The 25,202-nt window shown below is 72.1% G+C and carries 23 protein-coding genes; 14 read left to right on the forward strand and 9 right to left on the reverse strand.

Features of this window, described 5'->3' with window-relative positions; all coding sequences use genetic code 11:
- Positions 1 to 51 precede the first annotated feature (51 nt).
- Complete coding sequence (locus ACHBTE_RS11015; protein WP_394723476.1) at positions 52 to 1,320, forward strand: cytochrome P450; 1,269 nt, start codon at positions 52 to 54, stop codon at positions 1,318 to 1,320.
- 9 nt (positions 1,321 to 1,329) lie between these two features.
- Here the strand turns inward: ACHBTE_RS11015 and ACHBTE_RS11020 are convergent, their stop codons facing one another.
- The gene (locus ACHBTE_RS11020) at positions 1,330 to 4,488 is read right to left on the reverse strand and encodes an ATP-binding protein (protein ID WP_394723477.1); all 3,159 of its coding nucleotides are present in this window, start codon (positions 4,486 to 4,488) and stop codon (positions 1,330 to 1,332) included.
- A 64-nt stretch (positions 4,489 to 4,552) separates the two neighbouring features.
- On the opposite strand from ACHBTE_RS11020, the gene ACHBTE_RS11025 reads away from it, so the two are divergent.
- A complete protein-coding gene (locus ACHBTE_RS11025) occupies positions 4,553 to 4,912 on the forward strand; it encodes a DUF779 domain-containing protein (RefSeq protein ID WP_394723478.1) in 360 nt (119 codons plus the stop codon).
- Positions 4,913 to 4,987: 75 nt separating this feature from the next.
- Positions 4,988 to 6,226, forward strand: coding sequence for a phosphodiester glycosidase family protein (locus ACHBTE_RS11030; RefSeq protein WP_394723479.1), 1,239 nt, complete (start codon positions 4,988 to 4,990; stop codon positions 6,224 to 6,226).
- Between the two features lie 89 nt (positions 6,227 to 6,315).
- Here ACHBTE_RS11030 and ACHBTE_RS11035 read toward each other — a convergent pair whose 3' ends face one another.
- From ACHBTE_RS11035 to ACHBTE_RS11060, 6 genes are all read right to left on the reverse strand, one after another.
- Entirely contained in the window at positions 6,316 to 6,510 is a 195-nt protein-coding gene (locus ACHBTE_RS11035) for a hypothetical protein (RefSeq protein WP_356577121.1), read from the reverse strand.
- A gap of 129 nt (positions 6,511 to 6,639) precedes the next feature.
- Positions 6,640 to 7,503: a phosphatidylinositol-specific phospholipase C/glycerophosphodiester phosphodiesterase family protein gene (locus ACHBTE_RS11040; RefSeq protein WP_394723480.1), complete on the reverse strand. Its 864-nt coding sequence runs from the start codon at positions 7,501 to 7,503 to the stop codon at positions 6,640 to 6,642.
- 183 nt (positions 7,504 to 7,686) lie between these two features.
- Positions 7,687 to 8,772: an acyl-CoA dehydrogenase family protein gene (locus ACHBTE_RS11045; RefSeq protein WP_394723481.1), complete on the reverse strand. Its 1,086-nt coding sequence runs from the start codon at positions 8,770 to 8,772 to the stop codon at positions 7,687 to 7,689.
- Positions 8,769 to 9,950 (reverse strand): acyl-CoA dehydrogenase family protein, encoded by a 1,182-nt coding sequence (locus ACHBTE_RS11050; protein WP_394723482.1) that lies wholly within the window; start codon positions 9,948 to 9,950, stop codon positions 8,769 to 8,771. Before ACHBTE_RS11050 ends, ACHBTE_RS11045 begins: the two co-directional genes overlap by 4 nt.
- A complete protein-coding gene (locus ACHBTE_RS11055) occupies positions 9,947 to 10,924 on the reverse strand; it encodes an NADPH:quinone oxidoreductase family protein (protein WP_394723483.1) in 978 nt (325 codons plus the stop codon). Before ACHBTE_RS11055 ends, ACHBTE_RS11050 begins: the two co-directional genes overlap by 4 nt.
- Positions 10,925 to 11,039: 115 nt before the next feature.
- Positions 11,040 to 11,633: a helix-turn-helix domain-containing protein gene (locus ACHBTE_RS11060; protein ID WP_394723484.1), complete on the reverse strand. Its 594-nt coding sequence runs from the start codon at positions 11,631 to 11,633 to the stop codon at positions 11,040 to 11,042.
- A gap of 78 nt (positions 11,634 to 11,711) precedes the next feature.
- Between ACHBTE_RS11060 and ACHBTE_RS11065 the strand changes: the two genes are divergently transcribed.
- The 5 genes from ACHBTE_RS11065 (at position 11,712) to ACHBTE_RS11085 (ending at position 16,493) form a co-directional block, all read left to right on the forward strand.
- A complete protein-coding gene (locus tag ACHBTE_RS11065) occupies positions 11,712 to 12,680 on the forward strand; it encodes an NAD(P)/FAD-dependent oxidoreductase (protein WP_394723485.1) in 969 nt (322 codons plus the stop codon).
- 51 nt (positions 12,681 to 12,731) lie between these two features.
- On the forward strand, positions 12,732 to 14,270 hold the full coding sequence (locus ACHBTE_RS11070; protein WP_394723486.1) for an ATP-dependent DNA ligase: 1,539 nt from the start codon (positions 12,732 to 12,734) through the stop codon (positions 14,268 to 14,270).
- A 16-nt stretch (positions 14,271 to 14,286) separates the two neighbouring features.
- Positions 14,287 to 14,760, forward strand: coding sequence for an NUDIX domain-containing protein (locus ACHBTE_RS11075; RefSeq protein ID WP_394723487.1), 474 nt, complete (start codon positions 14,287 to 14,289; stop codon positions 14,758 to 14,760).
- A 76-nt stretch (positions 14,761 to 14,836) separates the two neighbouring features.
- A complete protein-coding gene (locus tag ACHBTE_RS11080; protein WP_394723488.1) occupies positions 14,837 to 16,231 on the forward strand; it encodes an NADP-dependent succinic semialdehyde dehydrogenase in 1,395 nt (464 codons plus the stop codon).
- 25 nt (positions 16,232 to 16,256) lie between these two features.
- Complete coding sequence (locus ACHBTE_RS11085) at positions 16,257 to 16,493, forward strand: DUF6213 family protein (protein WP_030054037.1); 237 nt, start codon at positions 16,257 to 16,259, stop codon at positions 16,491 to 16,493.
- A gap of 104 nt (positions 16,494 to 16,597) precedes the next feature.
- Here ACHBTE_RS11085 and ACHBTE_RS11090 read toward each other — a convergent pair whose 3' ends face one another.
- Positions 16,598 to 17,824, reverse strand: a complete 1,227-nt coding sequence (locus ACHBTE_RS11090; protein WP_394723489.1) for an acyl-CoA dehydrogenase family protein — start codon at positions 17,822 to 17,824, stop codon at positions 16,598 to 16,600.
- 185 nt (positions 17,825 to 18,009) lie between these two features.
- Between ACHBTE_RS11090 and ACHBTE_RS11095 the strand changes: the two genes are divergently transcribed.
- Positions 18,010 to 18,654 (forward strand): TetR family transcriptional regulator, encoded by a 645-nt coding sequence (locus ACHBTE_RS11095; protein WP_394723490.1) that lies wholly within the window; start codon positions 18,010 to 18,012, stop codon positions 18,652 to 18,654.
- Between the two features lie 62 nt (positions 18,655 to 18,716).
- Here ACHBTE_RS11095 and def read toward each other — a convergent pair whose 3' ends face one another.
- The gene (gene def, locus ACHBTE_RS11100; protein WP_394723491.1) at positions 18,717 to 19,256 is read right to left on the reverse strand and encodes a peptide deformylase; all 540 of its coding nucleotides are present in this window, start codon (positions 19,254 to 19,256) and stop codon (positions 18,717 to 18,719) included.
- Between the two features lie 112 nt (positions 19,257 to 19,368).
- Here def and ACHBTE_RS11105 point away from each other — a divergent pair, with 112 nt between their 5' ends.
- From ACHBTE_RS11105 to ACHBTE_RS11125, 5 genes are all read left to right on the forward strand, one after another.
- On the forward strand, positions 19,369 to 20,607 hold the full coding sequence (locus ACHBTE_RS11105) for a MurT ligase domain-containing protein (protein ID WP_394723492.1): 1,239 nt from the start codon (positions 19,369 to 19,371) through the stop codon (positions 20,605 to 20,607).
- Positions 20,608 to 20,631: 24 nt separating this feature from the next.
- A complete protein-coding gene (locus tag ACHBTE_RS11110) occupies positions 20,632 to 21,360 on the forward strand; it encodes a type 1 glutamine amidotransferase (RefSeq protein WP_394723493.1) in 729 nt (242 codons plus the stop codon).
- Positions 21,361 to 21,550: 190 nt separating this feature from the next.
- Positions 21,551 to 22,576, forward strand: a complete 1,026-nt coding sequence (locus tag ACHBTE_RS11115; RefSeq protein ID WP_394723494.1) for a 6-phosphofructokinase — start codon at positions 21,551 to 21,553, stop codon at positions 22,574 to 22,576.
- A 113-nt stretch (positions 22,577 to 22,689) separates the two neighbouring features.
- Positions 22,690 to 23,640 (forward strand): cytochrome c oxidase assembly protein, encoded by a 951-nt coding sequence (locus tag ACHBTE_RS11120; protein WP_394723495.1) that lies wholly within the window; start codon positions 22,690 to 22,692, stop codon positions 23,638 to 23,640.
- A 67-nt stretch (positions 23,641 to 23,707) separates the two neighbouring features.
- On the forward strand, positions 23,708 to 25,198 hold the full coding sequence (locus ACHBTE_RS11125; protein WP_394723496.1) for a DUF6777 domain-containing protein: 1,491 nt from the start codon (positions 23,708 to 23,710) through the stop codon (positions 25,196 to 25,198).
- The last annotated feature ends 4 nt before the right edge of the window (positions 25,199 to 25,202 follow it).

The following is a 25,202-nucleotide window of genomic DNA, read 5'->3' on the forward strand; positions in this document are numbered from 1 at the left end:
TGAAACCGTGCTGAAACCGCGAAGAAGCCGCCCCCGCGCAAGCTCTGCGGCATGAACTCACCACGGCAGCACACCAGCCCGGCCCCGGCCCCGGCCGCCCTGCACCTCACCCCCGAGCTGCTCGAAGACCCCGTCCACGGCTACACCGGCCTGCGCACGCGCCCCGGCCTCGGTCATGCCGTGCTGCCCGGACTGACCACCCCGGTGCGGCTGATCACCCGCTACGGCGATGTGAAGGCGGCGCTGACCGAACCCCGCCTGGTCCGGGACCGCAGCACCGTCCCCGGCGGATCCCGGATGCCCGATCCGCAGGCCGAGCTGCTGGCGCAGGGCTCCGAGGGGTTCCCCGAGGAGTACGTGCAGTACTTCTCGGGGCACCTGGCCCTGTTCGACGGCGACGAGCACACCCGGCGCCGGCACCCGCTCACCCGGGCGTTCACGGCCCGCCGGGTGGCCGCGCAGCGGCCGTTCGTCGAGAGGACCGCCCGCGAGCTGCTCACCGGCCTCGCCGAGCGGGAGCAGGAACAGACCGATCTGCTGAACGAGTTCGCCTACCCGCTCACCACGGCCGTCATCTGCGAGCTGGTCGGCGTGGACGCGGCCGACAAGGACCGGGTCTGCGGCTGGATCCGGGACTTCGCCCACGGTGACGGCAGCCGTCTCGCCGAGGGGCTCGCGGGCGTCGTCGAGTACACCAAGGATCTGGTGGCCCGGCGCCGTGCCGAACCCGCCGACGACCTGGTGTCGGCGCTGCTCGCCGACGGCGGCATGAGCGACGACGAGATCGTCACCGCTTTCTTCCTGCTGATCCACACCGGTATCACCCCGCCCGCCCTGTTCCTCGCGCACGGTGTGCTCGCCCTGCTGGACCACCCGGACCAGCTGAGCCGGCTGCGCACCCAGCCGGAGCTGCTGCCGCGCGCGGTGGCCGAACTGCTGCGATACGTGACGCTGGTGCGCGTCGGCGCCACCCTGTACGCCACCGAGGGCTTCGAGTTCGCCGGGACCGGGCTGGAGAAGGGCGAGGCGGTGACGGTCGCGCTGTTCGGCGCGAACCACGATCCGGCCGAGTTCGAAGGGCCGGAAACCCTCGATGTCACACGGGAGTTCGGGCGAGGCGACGGCCATCTCGCCTTCGGGCACGGACCGCACTACTGCATCGGCGCGGCACTGGGCCGGCTGGTGACCGGCGTCGTCCTCGATGAGCTGCTGATCCGCAGGCCCGCCGCCCCCGAGCTGGCCGTGGACCGCGCCGACGTGGAGTTCGGGCACTGGCCCGGGGACGGCTTCCATCTGCTGCGGCTGCCGGTCACGCTCTGAGGTGCCGCCTCAGTGGCCGCCGTTCAGCAGCGCGAGTGCCTGCTCGCGCAGCGCCTCCGGGTCCAGGGCGGCGTAGCCGGCCACCGCGTCCTCGTATCCGGCCTTGTCGGCGTTCGCGGCGGCCTCGTGGGAAAGGGCGGAGGACATGGTCGGCTGGAAGTTGCGCAGGGCGCGGAAGCGATCGGCGAGCGCGAGCAGGCGGACGCCCCGCGTGGTCGCACCGGTGGCCAGGTCGACCGTGCCGAGCGCGAGCAGCAGCGCCCCGCACACCGGGTAGTCCACCGTCACCCGGTTCGGTGCGGGCTTCGGCCGGGTCAGAAGTGCTGCCAGTCGGTCGGGGAGGGCGGCGACGACGCCGGCGACCAGGTCGGTGCGGCCGTGCCGGGCGTGGGCTGTCACGGCGACCGCCTGGAGTTCCAGCACCCAGGGCTCCATGACGAGCTCGTCGCCGAAGACCGGGCTCGCCCCGCGTTCCAGCCTCTCCACGGCCCGGCGCCACAGACCGAGCCCGGTCTCGACGTCCCCGCGGGCGAGGGCGATCTCCGCGCGGGCGCCCAGGTCAGGGGTGAACGCGTCGGAGCCGGTGCCCTCGGGCTGGTGCCGCAGCGCCTCCTCGAGCCAGTGCTCGGCGGCGTCGAGGTCCCCGGTCTGCAGGTTGGCGAGCATCATGCCCCAGCGCAGACCGATCGGGTCACCCCAGGCGCCGTACCCGTCCGACGCCTCCAGTGCGGCCCGCACATGGACGAGTGCCTCGGCGCCGCGTTCCTCCCGCAGGCACAGCTCGGCGACCCGCGAGGCGGGCCAGAACCGCAGCAGCGGGATGTCCCGGTCGCCGAGGGCGGCTGTCATCCGGCGCGCCGCCTCCAGGGCCAGGTCCGGCCGGTGCTCGCTCTCCCACACGTAGCCGGCCACACAGCAGGCGACGCCGGCGAGCAGGGGGGCGTCGCTGTCGCAGAGGGCGTTCAGGGCGTCGTGGTCCCCGAGCACTTCGGGCAGCGCGGACAGCACCGTCGCGACAGCGCGGATCAGAGTGTCCGGTGAGGCGGGCGGCAGCCGGCGCAGGGTGACGAGGGCGCGGGCGGATCCGGAGCCGACGCCGAGGAGGGTGTTGGCGGCGCTGAGGGCGGCGGCGGTGCGGGTCGCTTCGACGTAGGCGGGGCCGGGACGGTAGTGGGAGAGGAGCTCGGCGGTGTCCTCGGTGAGGGTGACCAGCCGGGCATAGTTGGCGTCCGTGGTCCACAGGCCCGCCAGGACGGCGGTGACCGGGACGGCGGTGTCGGCGTCGGCGCGGGCCAGTGCGCCGCGCATCGCCTGGACGAGGTTGTCCTGCTCGGCGCGGATCAGCTGCCAGGAGGCGAGGGGGTCGGGCCCGAACGGCGCGTCGTGGTACCTCGTCCCGAACTCGCGCGCCCAGTGCAGGAACCGCTCCTCGACGGCCGCGTCCTCACCGGCCCGTTCGCGATGCGCGGCGGCGAACTCCCGTACGGTCTCCAGCATCCTGAGGCGGCTGCCGTACGCGGTGTCGGTCACCTTGAGCAGGGACTGGTCGACGAGGTCCGCCAGCACGTCCAGGACGTCGGGGCCGCCCAGGAGGTGCTGCGCCGCCTCCGCGGTGAAGCCGCCGGTGAAGACCGACAGGGCGCGCAGGGCCTGCTGTCCCTGCGGTTCGAGCAGGTTCCAGCTCCAGTCGACGACGGCGTGAAGGGTGCGGTGCCGCTGTGGCGCGTCCCGCGGGCCGCCGCGCAGCAGGGCGAACCGGTCCTCCAGGCGGCGCGCGATCTCGGTGACCGACATGACCCGGACCCGGGCGGCGGCGAGCTCGGTGGCGAGCGGCAGTCCGTCGAGGCGGGCGCACAGGCCGGCCACGGCGTCGGCGGGCAGTTCGACGTCCGGGCGGGCGGCGCGGGCGCGCTGGGTGAACAGCTCGACGGTGGTGGCGGGGTCCAGCTCGGGCAGCGGGTGGACGGTCTCGGAGGACAGGCCGAGGGGGGCGCGGCTGGTGGTGAGGACGCTGACGTTCCTGGTCGTCGACACGAGTGCCTGGACGAGGTCCGCGACGCCGGCGACGACGTGCTCGCAGTTGTCCAGGACGAGCAGCGCCGGTCCGGGGCCGAGGGCGCCGACGATGCCGGCGAGCGCGTCGGCGGTCGGCCCGGGGCCGCCGGACGGCACGCGCATGCTCTCGCCGGCGCCGAGGGCCGAGGCGACCTCGCCCGCTACGTCCGCGTCCCGCACGACCCCGGCGAGCGGCACCAGCTGCACCACCCGGTGTTCGGCGTCCCGGGCGACGGCACCGGCGAGACGCGTCTTGCCGAGGCCGCCCGGCCCGACGATCGAGGTGACCCGCGAGCTGTGGATCAGCCGGGTCACCGCAGCGATGTCGGCGTCCCGCCCGAGCAGCGGGTTCGGCTCGTGCGGCACCCCGCGCCGCACGAGCGGCGCCTGGTCGCGCAGCAGCTCCTGGTGCAGTTCCTGGAGGACCGGCCCCGGGTCGGTGCCGAGTTCGTCGCGCAGCCGGCGCCGGTAGGAGTCGTACGTGGCGAGCGCGGCGGCGGCTCCGGCGGTGGCTGCCTGACAGCGCATCAGCTCCAGGACCGGCTCCTCGTCGAGCGGGTGCGCGGCCGTCAGCTCGCCGAGCGGAGCCACCGCCTCCTCCCGGCGGCCCGCACGCGCCAGCGAGAGCGACCTGGAGCGGGTCAGCGCCCGGTGGACGGCGGCTTGGTCGAGGCGGAGGGCCGCCAGGGGATCGTCCAGGAGGCCCGGCTCCCCGTCCGCCGGGTCCCCGTCCCACAGGGCGAGGCCCGCCTCCGCCTCGGCGACCGCGCCGTGGTGGTCGCCGGCCCGGGACTTCTCGGCGCTCGCGGCGGCGTGCAGCTGGACGGCCCAGGCGTCGACCTGGTCCTCGCGCAGGGCTATGCGGTAGCCGGTCGGGGTGCTCGCGATGACTTCGGCGCCCAGCAGTGCACGGGCCCGCGAGACCAGGATCTGCAACGCCTTGGTCGGGTTGCCGGGCTGCTCGTCGGGCCACAGCCCGGCGACGAGCCGTCCCGTTCCGCAGCCGGCCCGCGGTTCCCCGGCCAGCAGGGCGAGCAGGGCGCGCAGCCGGGGTGCGGTGATCTCCTTGCCCCGGTGGGCGACGGACGTCAGCAGCGTCAACTCGATGGTCACCTCAGAAGATTAGTCAGAACGGGTGCAACCTTCTCGCAACGTCGACTGTGCTGCCATTGCCGCCATGGATGAGGAGACCCCGCGCGTCGAGCTGACTCCCGCCGCCGCCGACCTGCTGCGCCGGCTGCGTGCCACGCACGGCCCGCTGATGTTCCATCAGTCCGGCGGCTGCTGCGACGGCAGCGCGCCGATGTGCTACCCGGAGGGTGAGTTCCGCACGGGCGAGGCGGACGTGCTGCTCGCGGAGCTGGATGTGGAGGGGGTGCCGGAGCCGGTCACGTTCTGGATGGCGCGCGGTCAGTACGAGGCGTGGCGCCACACCCGGCTGATCGTCGACGTCGTCGAGGGCCGGGGCAGCGGCTTCTCGCTGGAAGCACCCGAGGGGGTACGTTTCCTCACCCGTTCGCGGGTGGTCGGCTCCTAGCAACGCCGCAGGTCGTCGCCGTCTGGTGCACTTCCCCTGAGTCCTGGCACATTTGACGAGACATCAGGGGGGACCGTGACACGTCGTCGGAAGCGGTTCGGATCGGGCAGACCGGCTCTCGCGCTGCTCACGGCACTCGTCGCGCTGTCCGGTGCGGCCCTGGCGGGGGCGGCCCCGGCCGACGCCGCGCGGCGGGACACCGATATCGCGCCGGGTGTCGGGTACGAGGAGTTCGACATCGCGGCGGCCAAGGGCCCGGCGCACGCTCATGTGCTCACCGTCGATCTGCGCAACCCGCGCGTACGTCTGGGGCTGCTGTATCCGGGGGCGGTGGCCGCGCGGACGCCCATCTCGCAGCAGGCCACCGCACAGGGTGCCGTGGCCGGGGTGAACGGCGACTTCTTCAACATCAGCGAGGCCCAGCACCCGGGCGTCCAGGCGACCGGCGCGAGCGTGGGACCGGCGATCGCGCACGGCCGGGCGCTGAAGGCGGCGGTGCCGGACGGCCAGCGCTTCGGCCCTGCCCTGCCGCCCGGCACGAGCACCGAGGACGTCTTCGGAGTGGGCGTCGACCGCCGGGCCCGGCTGGACGGTCTGCGCCTCGCCGGCTCGATCCGCACACCCGAGGGCCGGCTGCCGCTGGGCGGTCTCAACCAGTACGCGCTGCCGGTGGGCTCCATCGGGGCGTTCACGGCGGCCTGGGGCAGCGCTTCGCGGGTGCGCGCGACCTGCGGCACGGACACGGACCGGGCGGCTCCGTGCAGCACCGACACCTATGAGGTGACGGTTCGTCACGGCCGGGTGGTGTCCGGCGCCGACACCCCGGGCAGCGGGCCGATCGCCCCGGGCACCACCGTTCTGGTGGGCCGGGAGGCGGGTGCGCAGGAGCTGCGGAAATTCTCCACGGGTGAGCCGGTGCGGGTACGGCACCGGCTGGTGGCGGCGGAGTCGCGAGTCCCGTACCGCTTCGCCCTCGGCGGCTATCCCGTGCTCGAGGACGGCCGCCCGCTGCCCGGCCTGGACGACCGGACGTCGGCGGTGCGCACCGCCGTGGGTGTCGCGGACGGAGGCCGGAGGCTGGTGCTGCTGGCCCTGGACGGCGCCCGTGAGTACCGCACCGGTCTGACCATCGCGGAAGTCGCCTCGGTGATGCGGGAGTTGGGATCGGTGGACGCGTTCAGCCTGGACGGCGGGGGTTCCTCGACGCTGGTCGCCCGCGAACCGGGAGCGGCGGCGGTGTCCGTACGGAACCATCCGTCGGACGGGGTGGAACGGCCCGTTCCCAACGGCATCGGGGTCTTCTCGACCCCCTGACGGCCTCCGATCCCCCGGCCGGTTTCCGGCCCCCTGGCATCCGGCCCCCTGCCATCCGGCCGCCCGATCGGTTTCCGGCTCCCTGGCCGTCAGGGTCTCAGGCTGCTGACGATGTCCGCCGTGGCCGTCAGACCGCTGCTGATGGTGGGCGCCATGCTGGTGCCGGCCAGGTAGAAGCCGAGCAGCAGGCACACCAGCGCGTGCGTGATCTTCAGCCCGCCGTTCCGTACGAAGATCACCGCCAGGATGAACAGCAGCAACACCACAGAGATGGAAATGGCCATCGTCAACCTCCCTCCGCGACGCCGCCTTGTCCTGGTACACGGCGTTCCGCCGCAAGTGTGGCGTAGCAGAGTGTTCGTCCGGGCGGCTGACCTGTCCTCCGAACGTGTGGTGTTCCGCGCGCGGCGCGGCTAGCCCGCCCGGTGGGCGTCGAGGAAGGCCGCCAGACCGGCCAGGTCGTCGGTGTTGACGAAGTCGACGTCTGCGGCGAGCAGTTCGCGCCACAGGGCGTCCCGAGCGGGGCCGGCCAAGTCCGGGGTGGCCCAGAACCGCACCTGCTGCCGACGGGAGTGGGCCGTCCGGACGATGCCGTGCAGCTTTCGCCGCTCGGCGTCCGGGAAGGCACCCACGCCGAGCCAGGTGAAGTTGAGGGTCCAGTTGTCGGAGATCAGGGGGACGAAGGAGGCGGGGGCGGTGCCGCCGAGGTCGGCGAGCCGGCCGTCGTAGAAGGCTCGCCGGACTTGTTGGGCCTCCATCGGCACCCGGGCGGCGCGGTCGCCGGAGATCACGGCGGTGACCGGTCCCGGGAGCACCCGTCCATGGACGTACGTGGTGAACAGATGCCGGTGGCGCTTGAGGTGTCTGTCGAGTGCGAGGTACGTCGACGCGCCCTCGGTCTTGATGTCGATGAGCAATTGGACCGGCCTGCGGTGACCCCGGTACACGGAGCCGCGGTTGGCCTTGACGCGGGCGGCCAGCGGATCGAGGTAGAGGGACTCCAGGGTGCGGGTGGGGTCGAGGTCCTCGGCGTCGTGGGCGACGAGGAGCCGGCCGCCCACGAGGTGGATGTCGGCCTCGAAGCTGCCGAAACGTTGGTCGAGGGCGTCGAGCAGGGGGCGCGGGTGCTCGTAGTCGTTGTGGGCGTGCGCGCGCCACAACGGACGGGGGCGGTGCCGGTGTTCGCTCGCCGAGGCGTCGGCGGCGGGCAGGGCGACCGCGCCCGCGAGGGCTGCGCCGAGGGTGGTGAGGGCTCTGCGACGGGTGGTGAGGGCCATGCTCTGCCTCCCAGTTGGGCCGGACGGGACCGCTGCGAGTATGCGATCCCGTGGCCCCGAAGAGCAGAGTCGGGCGGGGAGTTGGCCGGACCGCCGCCCCAGGTTCACTTCGTCGGTGCCGTGCACACCGAAAAGCCCGCCCCAGGTCGGGCGGGCTTTCCGGGTGCTTCGCTCAGGTGTACGTCAGGGAGCCCGGAGGTCGACGAGTTCGGCCAGTGCCTGGCGGTGGGCGCCCGCCGTGCCGTAGGCGATCGAGTCGGCCTTGGCACGCTTCAGATACAGATGGACCGGGTGCTCCCAGGTCATCCCGATTCCGCCGTGCAGTTGCACCGCCTCCTCGGCGGCGTGCACGGCGACGGACGCCGCGTACGCCTGGGCGACGGCGACCGCCACATCGGCGTCCTCGCCGGTCGCGAGGGCGTCGGCGGCGGCGCGGGCGGCCGCGCGCAGGTTGACGACCTCCAGCCACAGCTGGGCGAGCCGGTGCTTGAGAGCCTGGAATCCGCCGACCGGACGGTTGAACTGCTTGCGGTCCTTCAGATGGCGGACCGTCTCGGTCAACGTCCATTCGGCGAGTCCGAGTTGCTCGGAGGCCAGCAGCCCGGCCCCGGCGCGCAGGGCACGTCGTACGGCGGGCTCGGCGTCGCCCAGCAGCCGGCCGGGCGCGCCGTCCAGAGCGACCGTGGCCACGGGCCGGGTCAGGTCCAGGGAGGTCTGCGGGGTGACGGTCACGGCGTCGGCGTCCACCGCGTACAGCCCGCCGTCGTCCGCGGGCACGAGCAGCACATCGGCGACGGCGGCGTCCGCGATGCCGGTCAACTCGCCGTGCAGGGTGCCGCCTTCATGGCGTACGACGGGGTAGGCGGCGCCTGGAGCGATGTTCAGCGCGACGGCGAGGGCTCCGATGCGCCGCCCGGATGCCAGCTCGGCCGGCAGGTCCCCTGCGTCGGCGCAGGCCAGCACGGCCTCCGTGGCGACGACGGCGCTCGTCAGATACGGCACGGGCGCGACTGCCCGGCCCAACTCCTCCAGGACCACGGCGACTTCGCGGTGTGTGGCGCCCTGGCCGCCCCTGTCCTCGGGGACCAGGAGCCCGGCCAGGCCCATCCCGTCGGCGAGGGCCTTCCAGGCGGCCAGGTCGTGCGGGGCGTCCGACTCGGTGCGCGCGATGACGCCGGGGGCGTCGCAATGGTCGGCGAGCAGGTCCCGTACGGCGGCCCGCAGTGCCTCTTCCTCCTGCGAGTACAGCAGGTCGGGCTGTGTGCTCATCGGGCCAGGTCCTTCCAGGCGACGTCCTTGTCGGTGCGCGGCTCGGACGGCAGGCCCAGGACGCGCTCGGCGACGATGTTCAGCAGGACCTCGCTGGTCCCACCCTCGATGCTGTTGCCCTTGGAGCGCAGATAGCGGTAGCCGGCGTCACGGCCGGTGAAGTCCACGAGCTCCGGGCGCCGCATGGTCCAGTCGTCGTACAACAAGCCCTCCTCACCGCGCAGTTCGACCTCCAGGCCGCTGATCTCCTGGTTCAGGCGGGCGAAGGCGAGCTTCATGCCGGCGCCCTCGGGGCCGGGCTGGCCGGCGACGAGCTGCTGGCGCAGGCGTTCGCCGGTGAGGCGGGCGACCTCGGCCTCCACCCACAGCTTCAGCAGCCGCTGATGCAGGTCGTGGGTGCGCAGTTCGGGGCGCTCGCGCCAGGTCTTGGAGATCGGGCCGATCATGCCGCCCTCGCGGGGCAGGCGCATGCCGCCGATGGCGACCCGCTCGTTGTTCAGCGTGGTCTGGGCGACCCGCCAGCCGTCGCCGGTCTCGCCGAGGCGCCGCGCGTCCGGGATGCGGACGTCGGTGAGGAAGACCTCGTTGAACTCGGCCTCGCCGGTGATCTGCCGCAGCGGCCGGACCTCGACGCCGGGGTCGGTCATGTCGCACAGGAAGTAGGTGATGCCGGCGTGCTTGGGCACGTCCGGGTCGGTGCGGGCGATGAGGATGGCCCAGCGGGCGACATGGGCGCTGGACGTCCACACCTTCTGCCCGTTGACGACCCAGTCGTCGCCCTCGCGCACCGCACGCGTCCGCAACGCCGCGAGGTCGGATCCCGCGCCGGGCTCGCTGAAGAGCTGGCACCAGACCTCTTCGCCGGTCCACAGGGGCCGCAGAAAGCGCTGCTTCTGCTCCTCGGTGCCGTACTTGAGGATCGTCGGCGCGGCCATGCCGAGGCCGATGCCGATGCGCCGGGGGTCGTTGTCGGGGGCGCCCGCGGCCTCCAGCTCGGTGTCCACGACGACCTGGAGGGAACGCGGCACTCCGAGGCCGCCGAGCCCCTCGGGGAAGTGCACCCAGGCGAGCCCCGCGTCGAATCGGGCCCGCAGGAAGTCCAGGCGGTCGGTGCCGGCCGGCGGATGGGCGGCCAGCAACCGGGCTGTACGGCGGCGCAGTTCGGCGGCGTCGATCATGCCGCTCCTCCTTCGGTGAGCCCCGGGATCACGGCGACGCGTCCGGTGGTGACGCCGTCGGCGACCCGCTGCACGGCGGCAGCGGCACCCTCCAGCGGCACCCGCTCGCTGACCAGCGGCTTGATCGCGCCCCGGGCGGCCAGTTCGGTGAGCTGCTCGTGGCAGTGCTGGATCAGCTTCGGGTTCTTGGTGTTGTACAGGCCCCAGTGCAGACCGAGGATCGAGTAGTTCTTCACCAGGGCGTGGTTGAGCGCCGGGGAGGGGATCGCCCCGCTGGCGAAGCCGACGACGACGATCCGGCCCTCGAAGGCGACGACCTTGGTGGACTGCGCGTACGCCTCGCCGCCGACCGGGTCGTAGACGACGTCGGCGCCCCGGCCGCCGGTGGCTTCCTTGACGGCGCCGATCACGTCCTGGGCGCGCCGGTCGATCACGACGTCGCAGCCGAGGTCCCTCGCCACGGCCGCTTTGTCGGCACCGCCCACGACACCGATGACCCGGGCGCCGGCCGCCTTGCCGAGCTGCACGGCCGCGCTGCCGACCCCTCCGGCGGCAGCGTGGACCAGCAGCGTCTCCCCGGCTTCCAGCCCGGCTCGCCGGTGCAGTCCGAACCAGCCGGTCTGGTAGCCGATGTGCAGGGCGGCGGCCTCGGCGTCGTCCAGCGCGTCGGGAGCGGGCAGCACGGCGGCGGCGTCCGCGACGGCGTACTCGGCGAATCCGCCGTACGGCAGCGCCGGGTTGGCGAGGACGCGGCGCCCGTCCTCGGTCTCGCCGCAGATCTCCACGCCCGGCGTGAACGGAAGCGGCGGCCTGACCTGGTACTGGCCCCGGCACAGCAGTGCGTCGGGGAAGTTGATGTTCGCGGCACGCACCTTCAGCAGGACCTGGCCGTCACCGGGCGTGGGCGGCGCCACGTCCTCCAGGCGCATCACCTCGCTCGGTTCGCCGTTCTCGTGCACTTGCCATGCCTGCATGCGGGGCCTCCACGGACTGCGTCGTCTAGCCGGAGTCTGCCCCGGGTCCGACGGGGGTCCGCCCGGGGTCAGTCGCATACTAAGCGGTCGCTTGCCATGAGGGGAACAGCTGACGTCAGTCGTCTTTGCCACTCCGGCTCGGCCGCGCCCGCACATGCATGCGCTCCCCCTGCGGCCCGAACAGACTGAGGAACTCCACCGGCCCCTCCCCCGTCGACCCGAACCAGTGCGGGACCCGGGTGTCGAACTCGGCGGCCTCTCCCGCGGTCAGCACGATGTCGTGATCGCCGAGGACCATCCGTAGCCGCCCCGACATCACGTACAGCCACTCGTAGCCCTCATGGGTGCGGGGCTCCGGCTCGGCCCTCTCCTGCGGCACCCGCACCTTGAAGGCCTGGAGCCCGCCGGGCTGCCGGGTCAGCGGCCAGTACGTGCGCCCATGCCTCCGGATCGGCTCAGCCCGCACCCGGGGATCGCGCACCGCGGGCGCGGCGACCAGCTCGTCCAGCGCCACCTCGTGCGCTCGCGCGATCGGCAGCAGCAGTTCCAGACTGGGCTTGCGCAGCCCCGACTCCAGCCTGGAGAGCGTGCTCACGGAGATGCCGGTCGCCTCCGACAGGCCGGCGAGCGTGGCCCCCCGCTCCTTGCGGATCCGCCGCAGCCGCGGCCCGACCTCCGCGAGCACCGTGTCCATGTCGTCCTCACTCATGACAGCCATTGCACTTTCGGCAAATACATTTGTCAATGCGGCAGCGACCGCGCGACTGTCTCGGTGGAGGTGGTCACCATGAACGAGATGACCGAGAACAACACCGGCTCCTACGAGGTGGTCGTCGTCGGAGGCGGCGCCGCGGGCCTGTCCGCCGCCCTGGTCCTCGGCCGCGCCCGACGCCGCACACTGGTCGTCGACGCCGGAGAACCACGCAACGCGCCCGCCGCCCATATGCAGGGCTATCTGACCCGGGACGGGATGCCGCCGGCCGAGTTCCTGGCCGTCGGACGCGAGGAGATCGCACGGTACGGCGTCGAGCTGGTCCGGGACAGGGCGGTGGACGTCCGGCGCGGGGAGGACTTCACCGTCGTACTGGAGAGCGGGCGGACCGTGCGGGCCCGGCGGCTCGTCGTCGCCACCGGCCTCCAGGACGAGCTGCCGGACGTTCCCGGAGTCGCCGAGCGCTTCGGCCGGGACGTGCTGCACTGCCCGTACTGCCATGGCTGGGAGGTCCGCGACCGGGCCTTCGGCGTGCTGGCGACCACCGCGATGAGCGTGCACCAGGCGCTCATGGTGTCGCAGTGGTCGAAGGACGTGACCTTCTTCCTGCACGAGGCCGCCGAGTCGGAGCTGTCGGACGACGACCTGCGCAGGCTGGCCGCGGCCGGGGTGCGGGTCGTGCCCGGCGCGGTGGCGGAGGTCGTCGTCGAGGACGACCGGCTCACCGGAGTACGGCTCGTCGGGGGCGCCCCCGGCGAGGAAGGTGCGACGCATGCCCTTGAGGTGCTGTTCGTGGCGCCCCGGGCCGTGCCGCGGACCGGGCTGCTGGAGAAGCTCGGGGCCGAACTCCACGAGACGCCCCACGGCTCCTACCCGGTGATCGACCCCACGGGGCTCACCTCCGTGCCGGGCGTCTGGGCGGCCGGCAACGCGATCGGCTTCGCCGAGCAGGTCGTGCACGCGGCGGCGGGCGGCTACCGCGCCGGGGCCACCATCAACGGGGAGCTGCTGATGACCGACCTCGACGCGCCGGTGCCGGCGTAGAACCGCGCCCGCGGGGGTGTGGCGGGCCCGCCTCCGTTGCACCATGGCTGCATGCTGCTGACCCGGCTGGCCCAGGTGTCCCAGGAGGTGGCCGCGACCTCGGCGCGGTCGCGGAAGATCGCTCTGCTCGCGCAGCTGTTCCGGGACGCCGAGGCGGACGACGTGCCGGTCGTCATCCCGTATCTGGCGGGACGGCTGCCCCAGGGGCGGCTGGGCATCGGCTGGAAGGTGCTGAGCCGTCCGGTCTCCCCCGCCGCCGAACCTTCCCTCACCGTGCGCGAGGTGGATGCCCGGCTGACCGAGCTGGGCAAGGTGACCGGCACCGGTTCGCAGGCCGAACGAACCCGGCTGGTGGGCGAGTTGATGGGTGCGGCCACCGAGGACGAGCAGCGCTTCCTGTTCGGTCTGATCACCGGCGAGGTACGGCAGGGCGCCCTGGACGCGGTGGCGGTCGAGGGCCTGGCGCAGGCGACCGGGGCACCGGCGGCGGACGTACGGCGGGCCGTGATGCTGGCCGGGTCGCTCCAGACGGTGGCCGAGGCCCTGCTCGCCGAGGGCCCCGCCGCGCTCAGCCGCTTCCGGCTCACGGTGGGCCGCCCCGTCCTGCCCATGCTGGCGCACTCCGCCTCCTCGGTGGCCGAGGCGGTCGGCAAGCTGGGCGCCTGCGCGGTCGAGGAGAAGCTCGACGGCATCCGCGTCCAGGTGCACCGCGACGGGGACGCCGTACGGGTCTACACCCGCACCCTGGACGACATCACCGACCGGCTGCCCGAACTCACGGCGGTGGCACTGGAGTTGAGGGGGGAGCGTTTCATCCTGGACGGCGAGGTCATCGCCTTCGACGACGCGGGCCGCCCCCGCTCCTTCCAGGAGACCGCGGGCCGTGTCGGTTCCCGGGTGGACGTGGCGACGGCCGCGAGGGCGGTCCCGGTCTCCCCCGTGTTCTTCGACGCCCTGTCCGTCGACGAGCGCGACCTGCTCGACCTGCCGTTCGCCGAGCGGCACGCGGAACTGGCCCGGCTCGTTCCCGAACCGATGCGGGTGCGCCGCGCGCTGGTGTCCGGCCCCGACGGCCTTCCGGCGGCCGAGGACTTCCTCGCCGAGACCCTGGAGCGCGGCCACGAGGGCGTCGTCGCGAAGGCCCTCGACGCCCCCTACAGCGCGGGCCGGCGCGGCGCCTCCTGGCTGAAGGTCAAGCCCGTCCACACCCTCGACCTGGTGGTGCTCGCCGCCGAATGGGGCCATGGCCGCAGGACCGGCAAGCTCTCCAATCTGCACCTCGGCGCGCGGACGGCGGACGGCTCCTTCGCGATGCTCGGCAAGACCTTCAAGGGCATGACCGACGCAATGCTGACCTGGCAGACCGAACGACTGCGGGAACTGGCCGTCGCGGACCAGGGCTGGGGCGTGACCGTACGCCCGGAACTCGTCGTCGAGATCGCCTACGACGGTCTTCAACGGTCCACCCGCTACCCGGCCGGCGTCACCCTCCGCTTCGCCCGCGTGGTCCGCTACCGCGAGGACAAACGACCGGCCGAGGCGGACACGGTCGAGGCCCTGCTCGCCGCCCATCCCGAGGTGAAGCCATGACGGCGCGGGGGACGCGGTGAGCCCGGCCCGCGCGAAGCACAGCGCCGGCCTGCTGCTCTTCCGCCGCACCGGCGACGGCCTGGAGGTACTGCTCGGCCACATGGGCGGCCCCTTCTTCGCCAAGAAGGACGCCGGGGCGTGGACGGTGCCCAAGGGTGAGTACGAACCCGACGAGCCGGCCTGGGAGGCGGCCCGCCGTGAGTTCCGGGAGGAGCTGGGGCTGGCGCCGCCCGACGGGGAGGCCGTGGCCCTCGGTGAGGTCCGGCAGAGCAACGGCAAGATCGTCACGGTGTGGGCCGTCGAGGCCGACCTCGATCCGGCGACGGTGGTCCCCGGCACGTTCTCGATGGAGTGGCCGCCGCGGTCGGGCCGGCGGCGCGAGTTCCCGGAGCTGGACCGGGTCGAGTGGATGGGCGTCGACCGGGCGCGGGAGGTCGTCGTCAAGGCCCAGGCCGCGTTTCTCGACCGGCTGGCGGAGCACTCGGCCTGAGCAGCCGTATCCGCGTTGCGGTACCCATCGCCGCGCGGGAAGGTCGAAGCATCAGCCCGTTTCCAGGAGGTCGGTCATGCCCATCGCAACGGTGAACCCGGCGAACGGCGAGACGCTCAAGACGTACGAGGCCATGGGCGAGGAGGAGATCGAGCGCAGGCTCCAGCTCGCCGAGGCCACGTTCCGCACGTACCGCACGACGACTTTCGCCGACCGCGCCCGGCTGCTGCACCGCGCCGCGGACCTCCTGGAGGAGGACCAGCAGGACATCGCCCGGGTGATGACCACCGAGATGGGCAAGCCCGTCAAGCAGGCCCGCGCGGAGGCCGCCAAGTGCGCCAAGGCGATGCGCTGGTACGCCGACCGGGCCGAGGAACTGCTCGCCGACGAGGAGCCGGCCGACTCCGATGTGAAGGACTCGGGCGCGTCCCGAGTGCGGGTCCGCTACCGCCCCCTCGGACCGGTCCTCGCGGTGATGCCGTGGAACTTCCCGCTCTGGCAGGTGGTCCGGTTCGCGGCCCCGGCGCTGATGGCGGGCAACGTCGGCCTGCTCAAGCACGCCTCGAACGTCCCCCAGACCGCCCTCTACCTGGAGGACCTGTTCCATCGCGCGGGCTACCAGGAGGGCTGCTTCCAGACCCTGCTCGTCGGCTCCGCGCGGGTCGACGAGCTCCTGCGCGACGAGCGCGTCAAGGCGGCCACCCTCACCGGCAGCGAGCCCGCGGGCCGCGCGGTCGCCGCCACCTCCGGCGAGATGATCAAGAAGACGGTGCTGGAACTGGGCGGCAGCGACCCCTATGTCGTCATGCCGTCGGCCGACGTCGAGCGCGCCGCGCAGATCGCGGTGACCGCGCGGGTGCAGAACAACGGGCAGTCCTGCATCGCCGCCAAGCGGTTCATCGTGCACACGGACGTCTACGACGTGTTCGCCGAACGGTTCGTCGAGGGCATGAAGGCGCTGGTGGTCGGGGATCCGATGCGGGAGGAGACCGAGGTCGGGCCGCTGGCGAGCGAGCAGGGCCGCGACGACCTGGAGGAACTGGTCGAGGACGCGAAGCGCAGCGGCGCGACGGTGCTGTGCGGCGGCCACCGGCTGCGCCGGCCCGAGCTGCCGGGCTGGTACTACCCGCCCACCGTCCTCGCGGAGATCACCCGTGCGATGCGGATCCACCGCGAGGAGGCGTTCGGCCCGGTCGCCACGCTGTACCGGGCCGCCGATCTGGACGAGGCGGTGCTGATCGCCAACGACTCACCGTTCGGGTTGAGTTCGAACGTCTGGACGCGTGACGACGCCGAGGTCGACCGGTTCGTACGGGATCTGGAGGCCGGAAGCGTGTACGTCAACGGGATGACGGCCTCCCATCCGGCGTTCCCGTTCGGCGGGGTGAAGCGGTCCGGGTACGGGCGTGAGCTGTCCGGGCACGGAATCCGCGAGTTCTGCAACATCACTACGGTTTGGCACGGTGCGTGAACGCCGCGGGGCTACGATCCCGGGTGTGAACCGCGAAGTTACTCTGCCGCTGATCGTCGACGACCGCGGGACCCTCCAGGTGGCCGCGGCGGATGTGAGCAAGCTGCTGCGCACGGTGGGTGGTCGGTGGCTGCACCTCGTCGAGGCCGGGGAGGACGGGCTCGACGAGGACACGGTGGCCGCGCTGACCATCGAGCTGGCCAAGCTCGCGGATCGCATCGACGTGGCGTGCATCGCGCACAGCAGCGGGACCACGCCGTAGGGGCATCCGCGAGGAACTGCGCGACCGGCCGCGGCACACCGGCGGGCCGAGTCGCGCAGCAGACCGCACGGGTGCCAACCGCTCGGGTGCCAACCGCTCGGGTGCTATCGGATCGGCATGCCCGACAGCGTGCGGGCGATGACCAGCCGCTGGATCTCGCTGGTCCCCTCGAAGATCGTGTAGATCGCGGAGTCCCGGTGCATCCGCTCCACCGGGTACTCCCGTGTGTAGCCGTTGCCCCCGAGGATCTGTATCGCCTGGGCCGTGACCTTCTTCGACGTCTCACTCGCGAACAGCTTCGACATCGACCCCTCGGCCGCCGTGAACGGCTTGCCGTTGACCGCCATCCAGGAAGCCCGCCACACCAGCAGTCGCGCCGCGTCGATCTGGGTGCGCATCTCGGCCAGCTGGAAGGCGACGCCCTGGTTGTCGATGATCGGCCGCCCGAACTGCTCACGGGTCATCGCGTAGTCGAGGGCGACCTCGTACGCGGCACGGGCCGTGCCGACGGCCATCGCGCCGACGGCCGGCCGGGACGCCTCGAACGTGGCCATCGCCGCGTTCTTCACCCGCTCGCCGCCCGCCTTGGCCCGCTCGCGAGCCCGCGCCAGCCGCTCGTCCAGCTTCTCCTTGCCGCCCAGCAGGCAGGAGCCCGGCACCCGGACGTTGTCCAGGATGACCTCGGCGGTGTGCGAGGCGCGGATGCCGTGCTTCTTGAACTTCTGCCCCTGGGACAGGCCGGGCGTGTTCGGCGGGACGATGAAGGACGCGTGGCCCTTGGAGCCGAGGTCCGGATCGACGACCGCGACGACGACGTGGACGTTGGCGATGCCGCCGTTGGTCGCCCAGGTCTTCGTGCCGTTGATCACCCACTCGTCCTTGGCCTCGTCGTACACCGCACGCGTCCGCATCGAGGCCACGTCGGAGCCGGCGTCGGGTTCGGAGGAGCAGAACGCCGCGAGCTTGACATCGTTGGCGTCGCCGTACATCTGGGGCACCCAGGTGCCGATCTGCTCCTCGGTGCCGTTGGCGAGGACGCCGACGGCGGCGAGGCCGGTGCCGACGATGGACAGGGCGATGCCCGCATCCCCCCAGAACAGCTCCTCCATCGCCATCGGGATACCGAGTCCGGTGGCGTCGAAGTACTGCTGTGCGTAGAAGTCGAGGGAGTAGATACCGACCTTGGCGGCCTCCTGGATGACCGGCCAGGGAGTCTCCTCACGCTCGTCCCATTCGGCGGCCGCGGGGCGGATGACATCGGCGGCGAAGCCGTGCAGCCAGTCCCGGACCTCCTTCTGTTCGTCGTTGAGCTCCATGGTGAACTCGGCCATGTCCCCTCCAGCGGCGTACGTGCATGACTGCGTGCATGCTTGTTACTAGCGGTAACCTTAGTTTGTTACCAGCGAGTAGATAAAGTCAACTCGTCACGCCGGGTCGGCAGCCCGTTCGAGGGCCCGGACGGCTCGGGTGTTAGTTTGCGCAGGCGTCATCGATTCACCACGGGTGGGGAGAGCTCATGGACACCACGCAGCGGACCGATCAGCAGCGGTCCGCCGACCGCCGTCGGCGCGAGCTGCTGGAGGCCGCCGACAGAGTGGTGCTCCGCGACGGCCCACAGGCCTCCATGAACGCGATCGCGGCGGAGGCGGGAATCACCAAGCCGATCCTGTACCGGCACTTCGGCGACAAGGGCGGCCTCTACGCGGCGCTGGCCATGAGACACACCGATGCGCTCCTGGATTCACTGCGGGCCGCGCTGGACGCTCCCGCGGACCGGCGCGAGCGGGTCGAGGCCACGCTGGACACCTACCTCGCGGCGATCGAGGCCCGGCCTCAGGTGTACCGGTTCCTGATGCATCCGGCCGAGGGCAGCCAACTCGGCGACCAGGGGTTCGACGTCGGCAAGCACTCCGCACCGCTGTTGCGCCGCATGGGCGAGGAGCTGGCCACCGTCATCGAGGAACGGCTGGATCTCGGGCCCGGCAGTCAGCAGCTGGCCCGGGTCTGGGGACACGGCATCGTCGGGATGATGCATGCCGCCGGGGACTGGTGGCTCGGTGAACGGCCGTGCTCCCGGGCCGAGTTGGTACGCAGCCTGGCGGACCTGCTGTGGGGCCGGCTGGCCGCGGCGGGGGACAAGATGGGCGGACCCGGATTCTGAAGCGCCCTCAGGGGCGCGGGGCCGTGTCACGGCCGGCCGCGAACGGCCCGCGGCCGGGCGGCTCAGCGCCCCCACGGTGCTCGCGCGGCCTGCCTGAGCACCCGTCGCCTGCGCCAGCCTGCGAGGTGGTCGACGTAGACCCGACCCTCCAGATGGTCGCATTCGTGCTGGAGGCAGCGTGCGAAGAACCCCGTGCCATGGATCGTGACCGGCTCCCCGGTCATCGTGAAACCCTCGACCACCGCGTGGTCGTACCGCTGCGTCCCGGCCTCCAGGCCCGGCAGGGACAGACAGCCCTCCGGGCCCCGGAGCACGAGGCCGTCCGCCTCCACCAGCCGTGGGTTCACCACATGGCCGAGGTGCCGTACGTCCTCGTCGTCCGGGCAGTCGTACACGAACACCCGCAGGGACTGCCCGATCTGGTTCGCCGCGAGGCCCACGCCTTGGGCCGCGTACATCGTCGCGAACAAGTCCTCCACCAGCGTCGCCACTTCGGGGCCGAAATCGGTGACGTCCTTGCAGGGTGCGTGCAGCACCGGATCGCCGAGCAGGGTGAGGGGGCGGACGCGCCCGTGCGCACCCGGAATGTGGCCGTTCCGCATGGCCGCAAGGGTACGGCGATTCGGGAGTGCGAATGGATCTCGATAGGCTGACCACCACCACGTTGCCGTAGGGCTTCAGGCGCGGCGCGTACGCAAGGAGGATCGAGAACTGATGGCAGGCAACTCGGACCCGCTCACGCCGCGGGCCAAGCTGGCCGTGACCGCGGGCAAGGCGGTCGCGGCGGCATCACGCGCCGCAGGGCGCGGCAGCGGTTCGGTGATCGGTGGCCGGGTGGCACTCAAACTCGACCCCGACCTCCTCGCCAGGCTCGCGCAGAACCTGGATGTGGTCCTGGTGTCGGCCACCAACGGCAAGACCACGACCACCCGGCTGATCGCGGAGGCCCTGCGGGCCGCGGGACCGGTCGTGTCCAACGCGCTCGGCGCCAACATGCCGGCCGGCATCACCTCGGCGCTCGCGGGCCGCTCGGAGGCGCGCTACGGCGTCATCGAGGTCGACGAGAAGTACCTCGCCGGCGTCGCCCGGGACACCGACCCGAAGTGCATCGCGCTGCTGAACCTCTCGCGCGACCAGCTGGACCGTGCCGCCGAGACCCGGATGCTCGCCGAGAACTGGCGCGAGGGGCTCGCGGGTTCGAAGGCCGTGATCGTCGCCAACGCCGACGACCCGCTCGTCGTGTGGGCCGCGTCCTCCTCCCCGAATGTGATCTGGGTCGCCGCCGGGCAGATGTGGAAGGACGACGCCTGGTCCTGCCCGTCCTGCGGTGGTGTGATGCAGCGGCCGGGCGACGACTGGTTCTGCGGTGAGTGCGGCTTCCGCCGTCCCACGCCCAGCTGGGCGCTGTCGGGCGACCATGTCCTCGACCCGCACGGGTCCGCCTGGCCCATTCACCTCCAGCTGCCCGGCCGGGCCAACAAGGCCAACGCCGCCTCCTCGGCCGCCGTGGCCGCCGTGTTCGGGGTGCCGCCGCAGGTCGCCCTGGAGCGCATGTATCAGGTGCAGGCCGTCGCCGGGCGCTACGACGTCGTGCAGTTCGAGGGGCGGGATCTGCGGCTGCTGCTCGCCAAGAACCCGGCCGGCTGGCTGGAGACGTTCTCCCTCATCGACCCGCCGCCGACCCCGGTGATCCTGTCGGTGAACGCGCGCGGCGCCGACGGCACCGACACCTCCTGGCTCTGGGACGTCGACTACACGCGGCTGACCGGGCACCCGATCTGTGTCATCGGCGACCGCAAGCTCGACCTCGCGGTGCGTCTGGAGGTCGCGAACCAGCAGTTCCAGGTGTGCGACAACCTCGACCAGGCGGTGCAGATGAGCCCGCCGGGCCGGATCGAGGTCATCGCCAACTACACGGCGTTCCAGGACCTGCGCCGCCGCGTCGGCAACTGAGCCAAGAGACTTCAGGGGACTTAAGTGAGCGACAACCAACTGCGGGTCGTCTGGATCTATCCGGACCTGCTCAGCACCTACGGCGACCAGGGCAACGTCCTCGTCGTCGAGCGCCGGGCGCGGCAGCGCGGCCTGGACGTGGCCCGCCTGGACGTGCGAAGCGACCAGCCGATCCCGACCTCCGGCGACATCTACCTCATCGGCGGCGGCGAGGACCGGCCGCAGCGGCTCGCGGCCGAGCGGCTGCGCCGGGACGGCGGTCTGCAGCGGGCTGTCGAGAACGGCGCGATCGTGTTCTCGGTGTGCGCCGGCTATCAGATCCTCGGCCACGAGTTCATCAACGACCTCGGCCAGCGCGAGCCCGGCCTCGGGCTGATCGACGTGGTGTCGGTGCGCGGCGAGGGGGCGCGGTGCGTCGGTGACGTGCTCGGCGACATCGACCCGCGCCTCGGGCTCCCCCCGCTGACCGGCTTCGAGAACCACCAGGGCGTCACCCACCTCGGCCCGACCGCCCGCGCGTTCGCCCAGGTCCGGTTCGGCAACGGCAACGGCACGGGCGACGGCACGGAGGGTGCGTACAACGACACCGTCTTCGGTACGTACATGCACGGCCCCGTGCTTGCGCGCAACCCGCAGATCGCCGATCTGCTGCTGAAGCTGGCGCTCGACGTGAACGCGCTGCCCCCGACGGACGACCGCTGGTACGAGGCGCTGCGCAACGAGCGGATCGCCGCCGCTCAGCAGCCTGCGTGACCTTCCCGTGCCTCCCGGTTCCGGCCTGGTGTCACGAGCCCGTCTGACGCCCTGTCCGCACAGGTGAGCGGGGCCGTCCAGCAGGCGGACGCACGGTTCGGCCCCGCCCCCCGATGCCGCTAGGGTGGCGGGGATTCGAGCCGGACAGCGCGGTCCGGTCCCGGCCCACATCGAGAAGGTTTATCGGGCTATGCGCATTGGTGTCCTCACGTCCGGCGGCGACTGCCCCGGCCTGAACGCCGTCATCCGGTCCGTCGTGCACCGCGCAGTCGTCGACCACGGCGACGAGGTCATCGGCTTCCGGGACGGCTGGAAGGGCCTCCTGGAGTGCGACTACCTCAAGCTCGACCTGGACGCGGTGGGCGGCATCCTCGCCCGCGGCGGCACGATCCTCGGTTCCTCCCGGGTCCAGCCCTCCCATCTGCGGGACGGCGTGGAGCGGGCCAAGGGCCATGTCGAGGAGCTCGGCCTCGACGCGATCATCCCGATCGGCGGCGAGGGCACGCTGAAGGCGGCCCGGCTGATGTCGGACAGCGGCCTGCCCGTCGTGGGTGTGCCGAAGACCATCGACAACGACATCGCCGTCACGGACGTCACCTTCGGCTTCGACACCGCGGTGACCGTGGCGACCGAGGCCCTGGACCGGCTGAAGACCACCGCCGAGTCCCACCAGCGGGTGCTGGTCGTGGAGGTCATGGGCCGGCACACCGGCTGGATCGCGCTGCACTCCGGCATGGCGGCCGGCGCGCACGCCATCGTCGTACCGGAACGTCCCTTCGACATCGAGGAGTTGACCCGGGTGGTCGGCGCCCGGTTCGAAGCGGGCAAGCGGTTCGCGATCGTCGTCGCCGCCGAGGGCGCCAAGCCGGCGCCCGGCACGATGGCCTTCGACGAGGGCGGCAAGGACATCTACGGGCACGAGCGCTTCGCCGGGATCGCGCGCCAGCTGTCGATCGAGCTGGAGCAGCGCCTGGGCAAGGAGGCCCGCCCGGTCATCCTGGGGCATGTGCAGCGCGGCGGTACGCCCACCGCGTACGACCGGGTGCTCGCGACCCGGTTCGGATGGCACGCGGTGGAGGCGGTGCACCGCGGGGAGTTCGGGCACATGACGGCGCTGCGGGGGACGGACATCGCGATGGTGCCGTTGGCGGAGGCCGTGGAGACGCTGAAGACGGTGCCCGTGGAGCGGTACGAGGAAGCCGAGTGCGTCCTGTAGATCACGCCCTGATGGCTGACTAGGACTGCCCCCGGCCGCGGCTGCGGCCGGGGGCAGTCCTAGTCTGTGTGCGGACAGACTCGCACAACCCCCACGAATCAGGAGCCGTCGGAATGGATCACAGCGGGCACGGCATGACCATGGATCTGCCGCCGTTCACGCTGGGACGGGGTCTTCAGTGGTCGGCCGACCCGTTCTTCCTCGTCGCCTGCCTGGTCGGGCTCGCGCTGTACGCATGGGGTGTCGTGCGGCTGCGGCGGCGTGGGGACAGCTGGCCGGTGGGGCGGACCGTCAGTTATGTCGTAGGGGTGCTGACGCTGCTGCTGGTCATGTGCACCAAGCTGAACGAATACGGCATGGTCATGTTCAGCGTGCACATGGTGCAGCACATGGTGATCAGCATGCTGACGCCGATCCTGCTCCTGCTCGGGGCGCCGATCACGCTGGCGCTGCGGGCACTGCCACCCGCCGGGCGGGGGCGCAAGGGGCCCCGGGAACTGCTGCTGGCCCTGCTGCACAGCCGGTACATGCGGATCATCACGCATCCGGCGTTCACCATTCCGCTCTTCATCGCCAGCCTCTACGCGCTGTACTTCACCCCGCTGTTCGACTTCCTGATGGGCTCCAAGACGGGGCACATCTCGATGATGGTGCACTTCCTCGCGGTGGGCGTGGTGTTCTTCTGGCCGATCATCGGCGTGGATCCCGGGCCGCACCGGCCGGGCCATCTGATGCGGATGCTGGAGCTGTTCGCGGGGATGCCGTTCCACGCGTTCTTCGGGATCGCGCTGATGATGGCGACCTCGCCGATGGTCGAGACGTTCGAGAACCCGCCCGCCTCGCTCGGTATCGACGCGCTCTCCGACCAGAACGCGGCCGGCGGTATCGCCTGGGCGTTCAGCGAGATTCCTTCCGTACTGGTACTGATCGCACTGCTGTTCCAGTGGTACGGCTCGGAACAGCGGCAGGCCAGGCGAAAGGACCGTGCCGCGGACCGGGACGGCGACAAGGAACTCGAGGCGTACAACGCCTATTTGGCCTCATTGAACGCTCGCGGAAACTGAGGAAACCGAAAGGCTTCGCCTTTCAGTAGCATGAAGCGCGTCGGGGGAACCGCCGGGGGGAGCGGTAATGGCGCTTGGTGTGTGCGTACGCGGGTTCGGGATATCGGCGAGGCAGCGGATCGCCGTTCTGTCGGTCGCCGTTGTGTCGGTCGTCGCCACGGCGCTCGGCGGCTGCGATCGGGACGCGCCGGCGCTGGTGGTGAGAGCGGTGGCCACGGGGGTCCCCTCGCTCGCGCCCTTCTTCGACGAGAGCCAGGGGCTGGGCCGGGACGCCCAGGTCAGGCCTCGTTCGGCGCACGGCGGCCTGCAGCAGGGCGACACTCCCGGCCTGTACGGGGGCTCCGCGCAGCCGGCGATCTGTGACGTCGTACGGCTGGAGAAGTTCCTCACCGACCCCGCCCAGGCGCGAAAGGCGCGAGCGTGGGCGGCTGCGCTGTCCCTCCCCAGGGCCGAGATTCCGGATTATCTCGATCGCCTCACTCCTGTTCTCCTGCGTCACGACACTCTCGTGCAGAACCACGACTACAAGAAGGGAAAGGCCACCCCTTTCAACGCGCTGCTCCAGGCCGGAATCGCGATTCTTGTGGACGAGCGTGGAATTCCGGCTGTGAAGTGCTCGTGCGGTAATCCGCTGCGGCCCTTCGAGGGGGACACGACTCGGACAGCGGTCGAGTTCGACGGCCGCAACGAGGAGTGGAAGGGATACGAGAAGGCGTCCGTGGTGGCCGTGCGGCCCGCGTCGCGGAAAATGGAGCGGCTCGCGCTCGTCGACGTCCAGGAACCCGACCGGGGCATCGACCGCCCGGTCGGCACGACGGGCGAGGACGACACCGCGTTCGACACGCGTGAGCGGCGCGCGGTGCCCGAGCTCTCCGGGACGACGTTCGCTCAGGCGAGCCGTCGGCTGTCCGACGAGGGGCTGGCGGCCGGCTTCGACGGCGGCGGGCTCCCGCCGGACGACGCCAGGGTCACGGCGTCGGATCCGCCGGCCGGGACCCAGCTGCGGTTCGGGGAGTACGTGACGCTGAGCGTGGCGGGCGGGAACTCCGGTGGGTCGTCCACTCCCCCGGGGCCGGGCCCGGGGGAGTCCCGGCCGACGCCGGATCCGCCGGCCTCGAAGCCGACGTCGTCCGGTCCTCCTGGCTCTACGCCGTCCGCCGCTACGCCGTCCGCCTCTACGCCGTCCGCCTCGACGCGCGCGCCGTCGTCCTCCGCGCCGGGCGGTACGGGGGCTACAGGCGGCACGAATCCGACAGGCGGTACGGGGCCGACAGGCGGTACGACGTCGTCCGCGCCGCCCCCGTCCGAGCTCCCGCCGCCCTCGTCCGTGCCTCCACCGCCCTCCTCCGTCACTCCGCCGCCCGAGTCGCCCTCGTCCGCCGCACCGCCGAGCAGCGTGGCTCCACCCCCCTCGACGAAGGGCCCGACCCCCGGCACGCCGCCCCCGTCGGGGACGAGCGCTCCTCCGACCGGCACCCCGGGCACCAGCGGTACGCCGCCGACCGCGAGCGCGCCCGCCCGGAGTACGTCCGCCCAGCCATCACTCCGCACCCGCTGAACCG

The sequence above is a fragment of the Streptomyces sp. M41 genome, assembly GCF_043673425.1.
Classification (GTDB): Bacteria; Actinomycetota; Actinomycetes; order Streptomycetales; family Streptomycetaceae; genus Streptomyces.

Bases quoted from the DNA above. Each gene is read 5' to 3' on its own strand.
- ACHBTE_RS11015 (WP_394723476.1), top strand. From the start codon at position 52: ATGAACTCACCACGGCAGCACACCAGCCCGGCCCCGGCCCCGGCCGCC.
- ACHBTE_RS11025 (WP_394723478.1), top strand. From the start codon at position 4,553: ATGGATGAGGAGACCCCGCGCGTCGAGCTGACTCCCGCCGCCGCCGAC.
- ACHBTE_RS11035 (WP_356577121.1), bottom strand. From the start codon at position 6,510: ATGGCCATTTCCATCTCTGTGGTGTTGCTGCTGTTCATCCTGGCGGTG.
- ACHBTE_RS11040 (WP_394723480.1), bottom strand. From the start codon at position 7,503: ATGGCCCTCACCACCCGTCGCAGAGCCCTCACCACCCTCGGCGCAGCC.
- ACHBTE_RS11045 (WP_394723481.1), bottom strand. From the start codon at position 8,772: ATGAGCACACAGCCCGACCTGCTGTACTCGCAGGAGGAAGAGGCACTG.
- ACHBTE_RS11050 (WP_394723482.1), bottom strand. From the start codon at position 9,950: ATGATCGACGCCGCCGAACTGCGCCGCCGTACAGCCCGGTTGCTGGCC.
- ACHBTE_RS11055 (WP_394723483.1), bottom strand. From the start codon at position 10,924: ATGCAGGCATGGCAAGTGCACGAGAACGGCGAACCGAGCGAGGTGATG.
- ACHBTE_RS11060 (WP_394723484.1), bottom strand. From the start codon at position 11,633: ATGAGTGAGGACGACATGGACACGGTGCTCGCGGAGGTCGGGCCGCGG.
- ACHBTE_RS11065 (WP_394723485.1), top strand. From the start codon at position 11,712: ATGAACGAGATGACCGAGAACAACACCGGCTCCTACGAGGTGGTCGTC.
- ACHBTE_RS11070 (WP_394723486.1), top strand. From the start codon at position 12,732: ATGCTGCTGACCCGGCTGGCCCAGGTGTCCCAGGAGGTGGCCGCGACC.
- ACHBTE_RS11080 (WP_394723488.1), top strand. From the start codon at position 14,837: ATGCCCATCGCAACGGTGAACCCGGCGAACGGCGAGACGCTCAAGACG.
- ACHBTE_RS11090 (WP_394723489.1), bottom strand. From the start codon at position 17,824: ATGGCCGAGTTCACCATGGAGCTCAACGACGAACAGAAGGAGGTCCGG.
- ACHBTE_RS11095 (WP_394723490.1), top strand. From the start codon at position 18,010: ATGGACACCACGCAGCGGACCGATCAGCAGCGGTCCGCCGACCGCCGT.
- def (WP_394723491.1), bottom strand. From the start codon at position 19,256: ATGCGGAACGGCCACATTCCGGGTGCGCACGGGCGCGTCCGCCCCCTC.
- ACHBTE_RS11105 (WP_394723492.1), top strand. From the start codon at position 19,369: ATGGCAGGCAACTCGGACCCGCTCACGCCGCGGGCCAAGCTGGCCGTG.
- ACHBTE_RS11115 (WP_394723494.1), top strand. From the start codon at position 21,551: ATGCGCATTGGTGTCCTCACGTCCGGCGGCGACTGCCCCGGCCTGAAC.
- ACHBTE_RS11120 (WP_394723495.1), top strand. From the start codon at position 22,690: ATGGATCACAGCGGGCACGGCATGACCATGGATCTGCCGCCGTTCACG.
- ACHBTE_RS11125 (WP_394723496.1), top strand. From the start codon at position 23,708: ATGGCGCTTGGTGTGTGCGTACGCGGGTTCGGGATATCGGCGAGGCAG.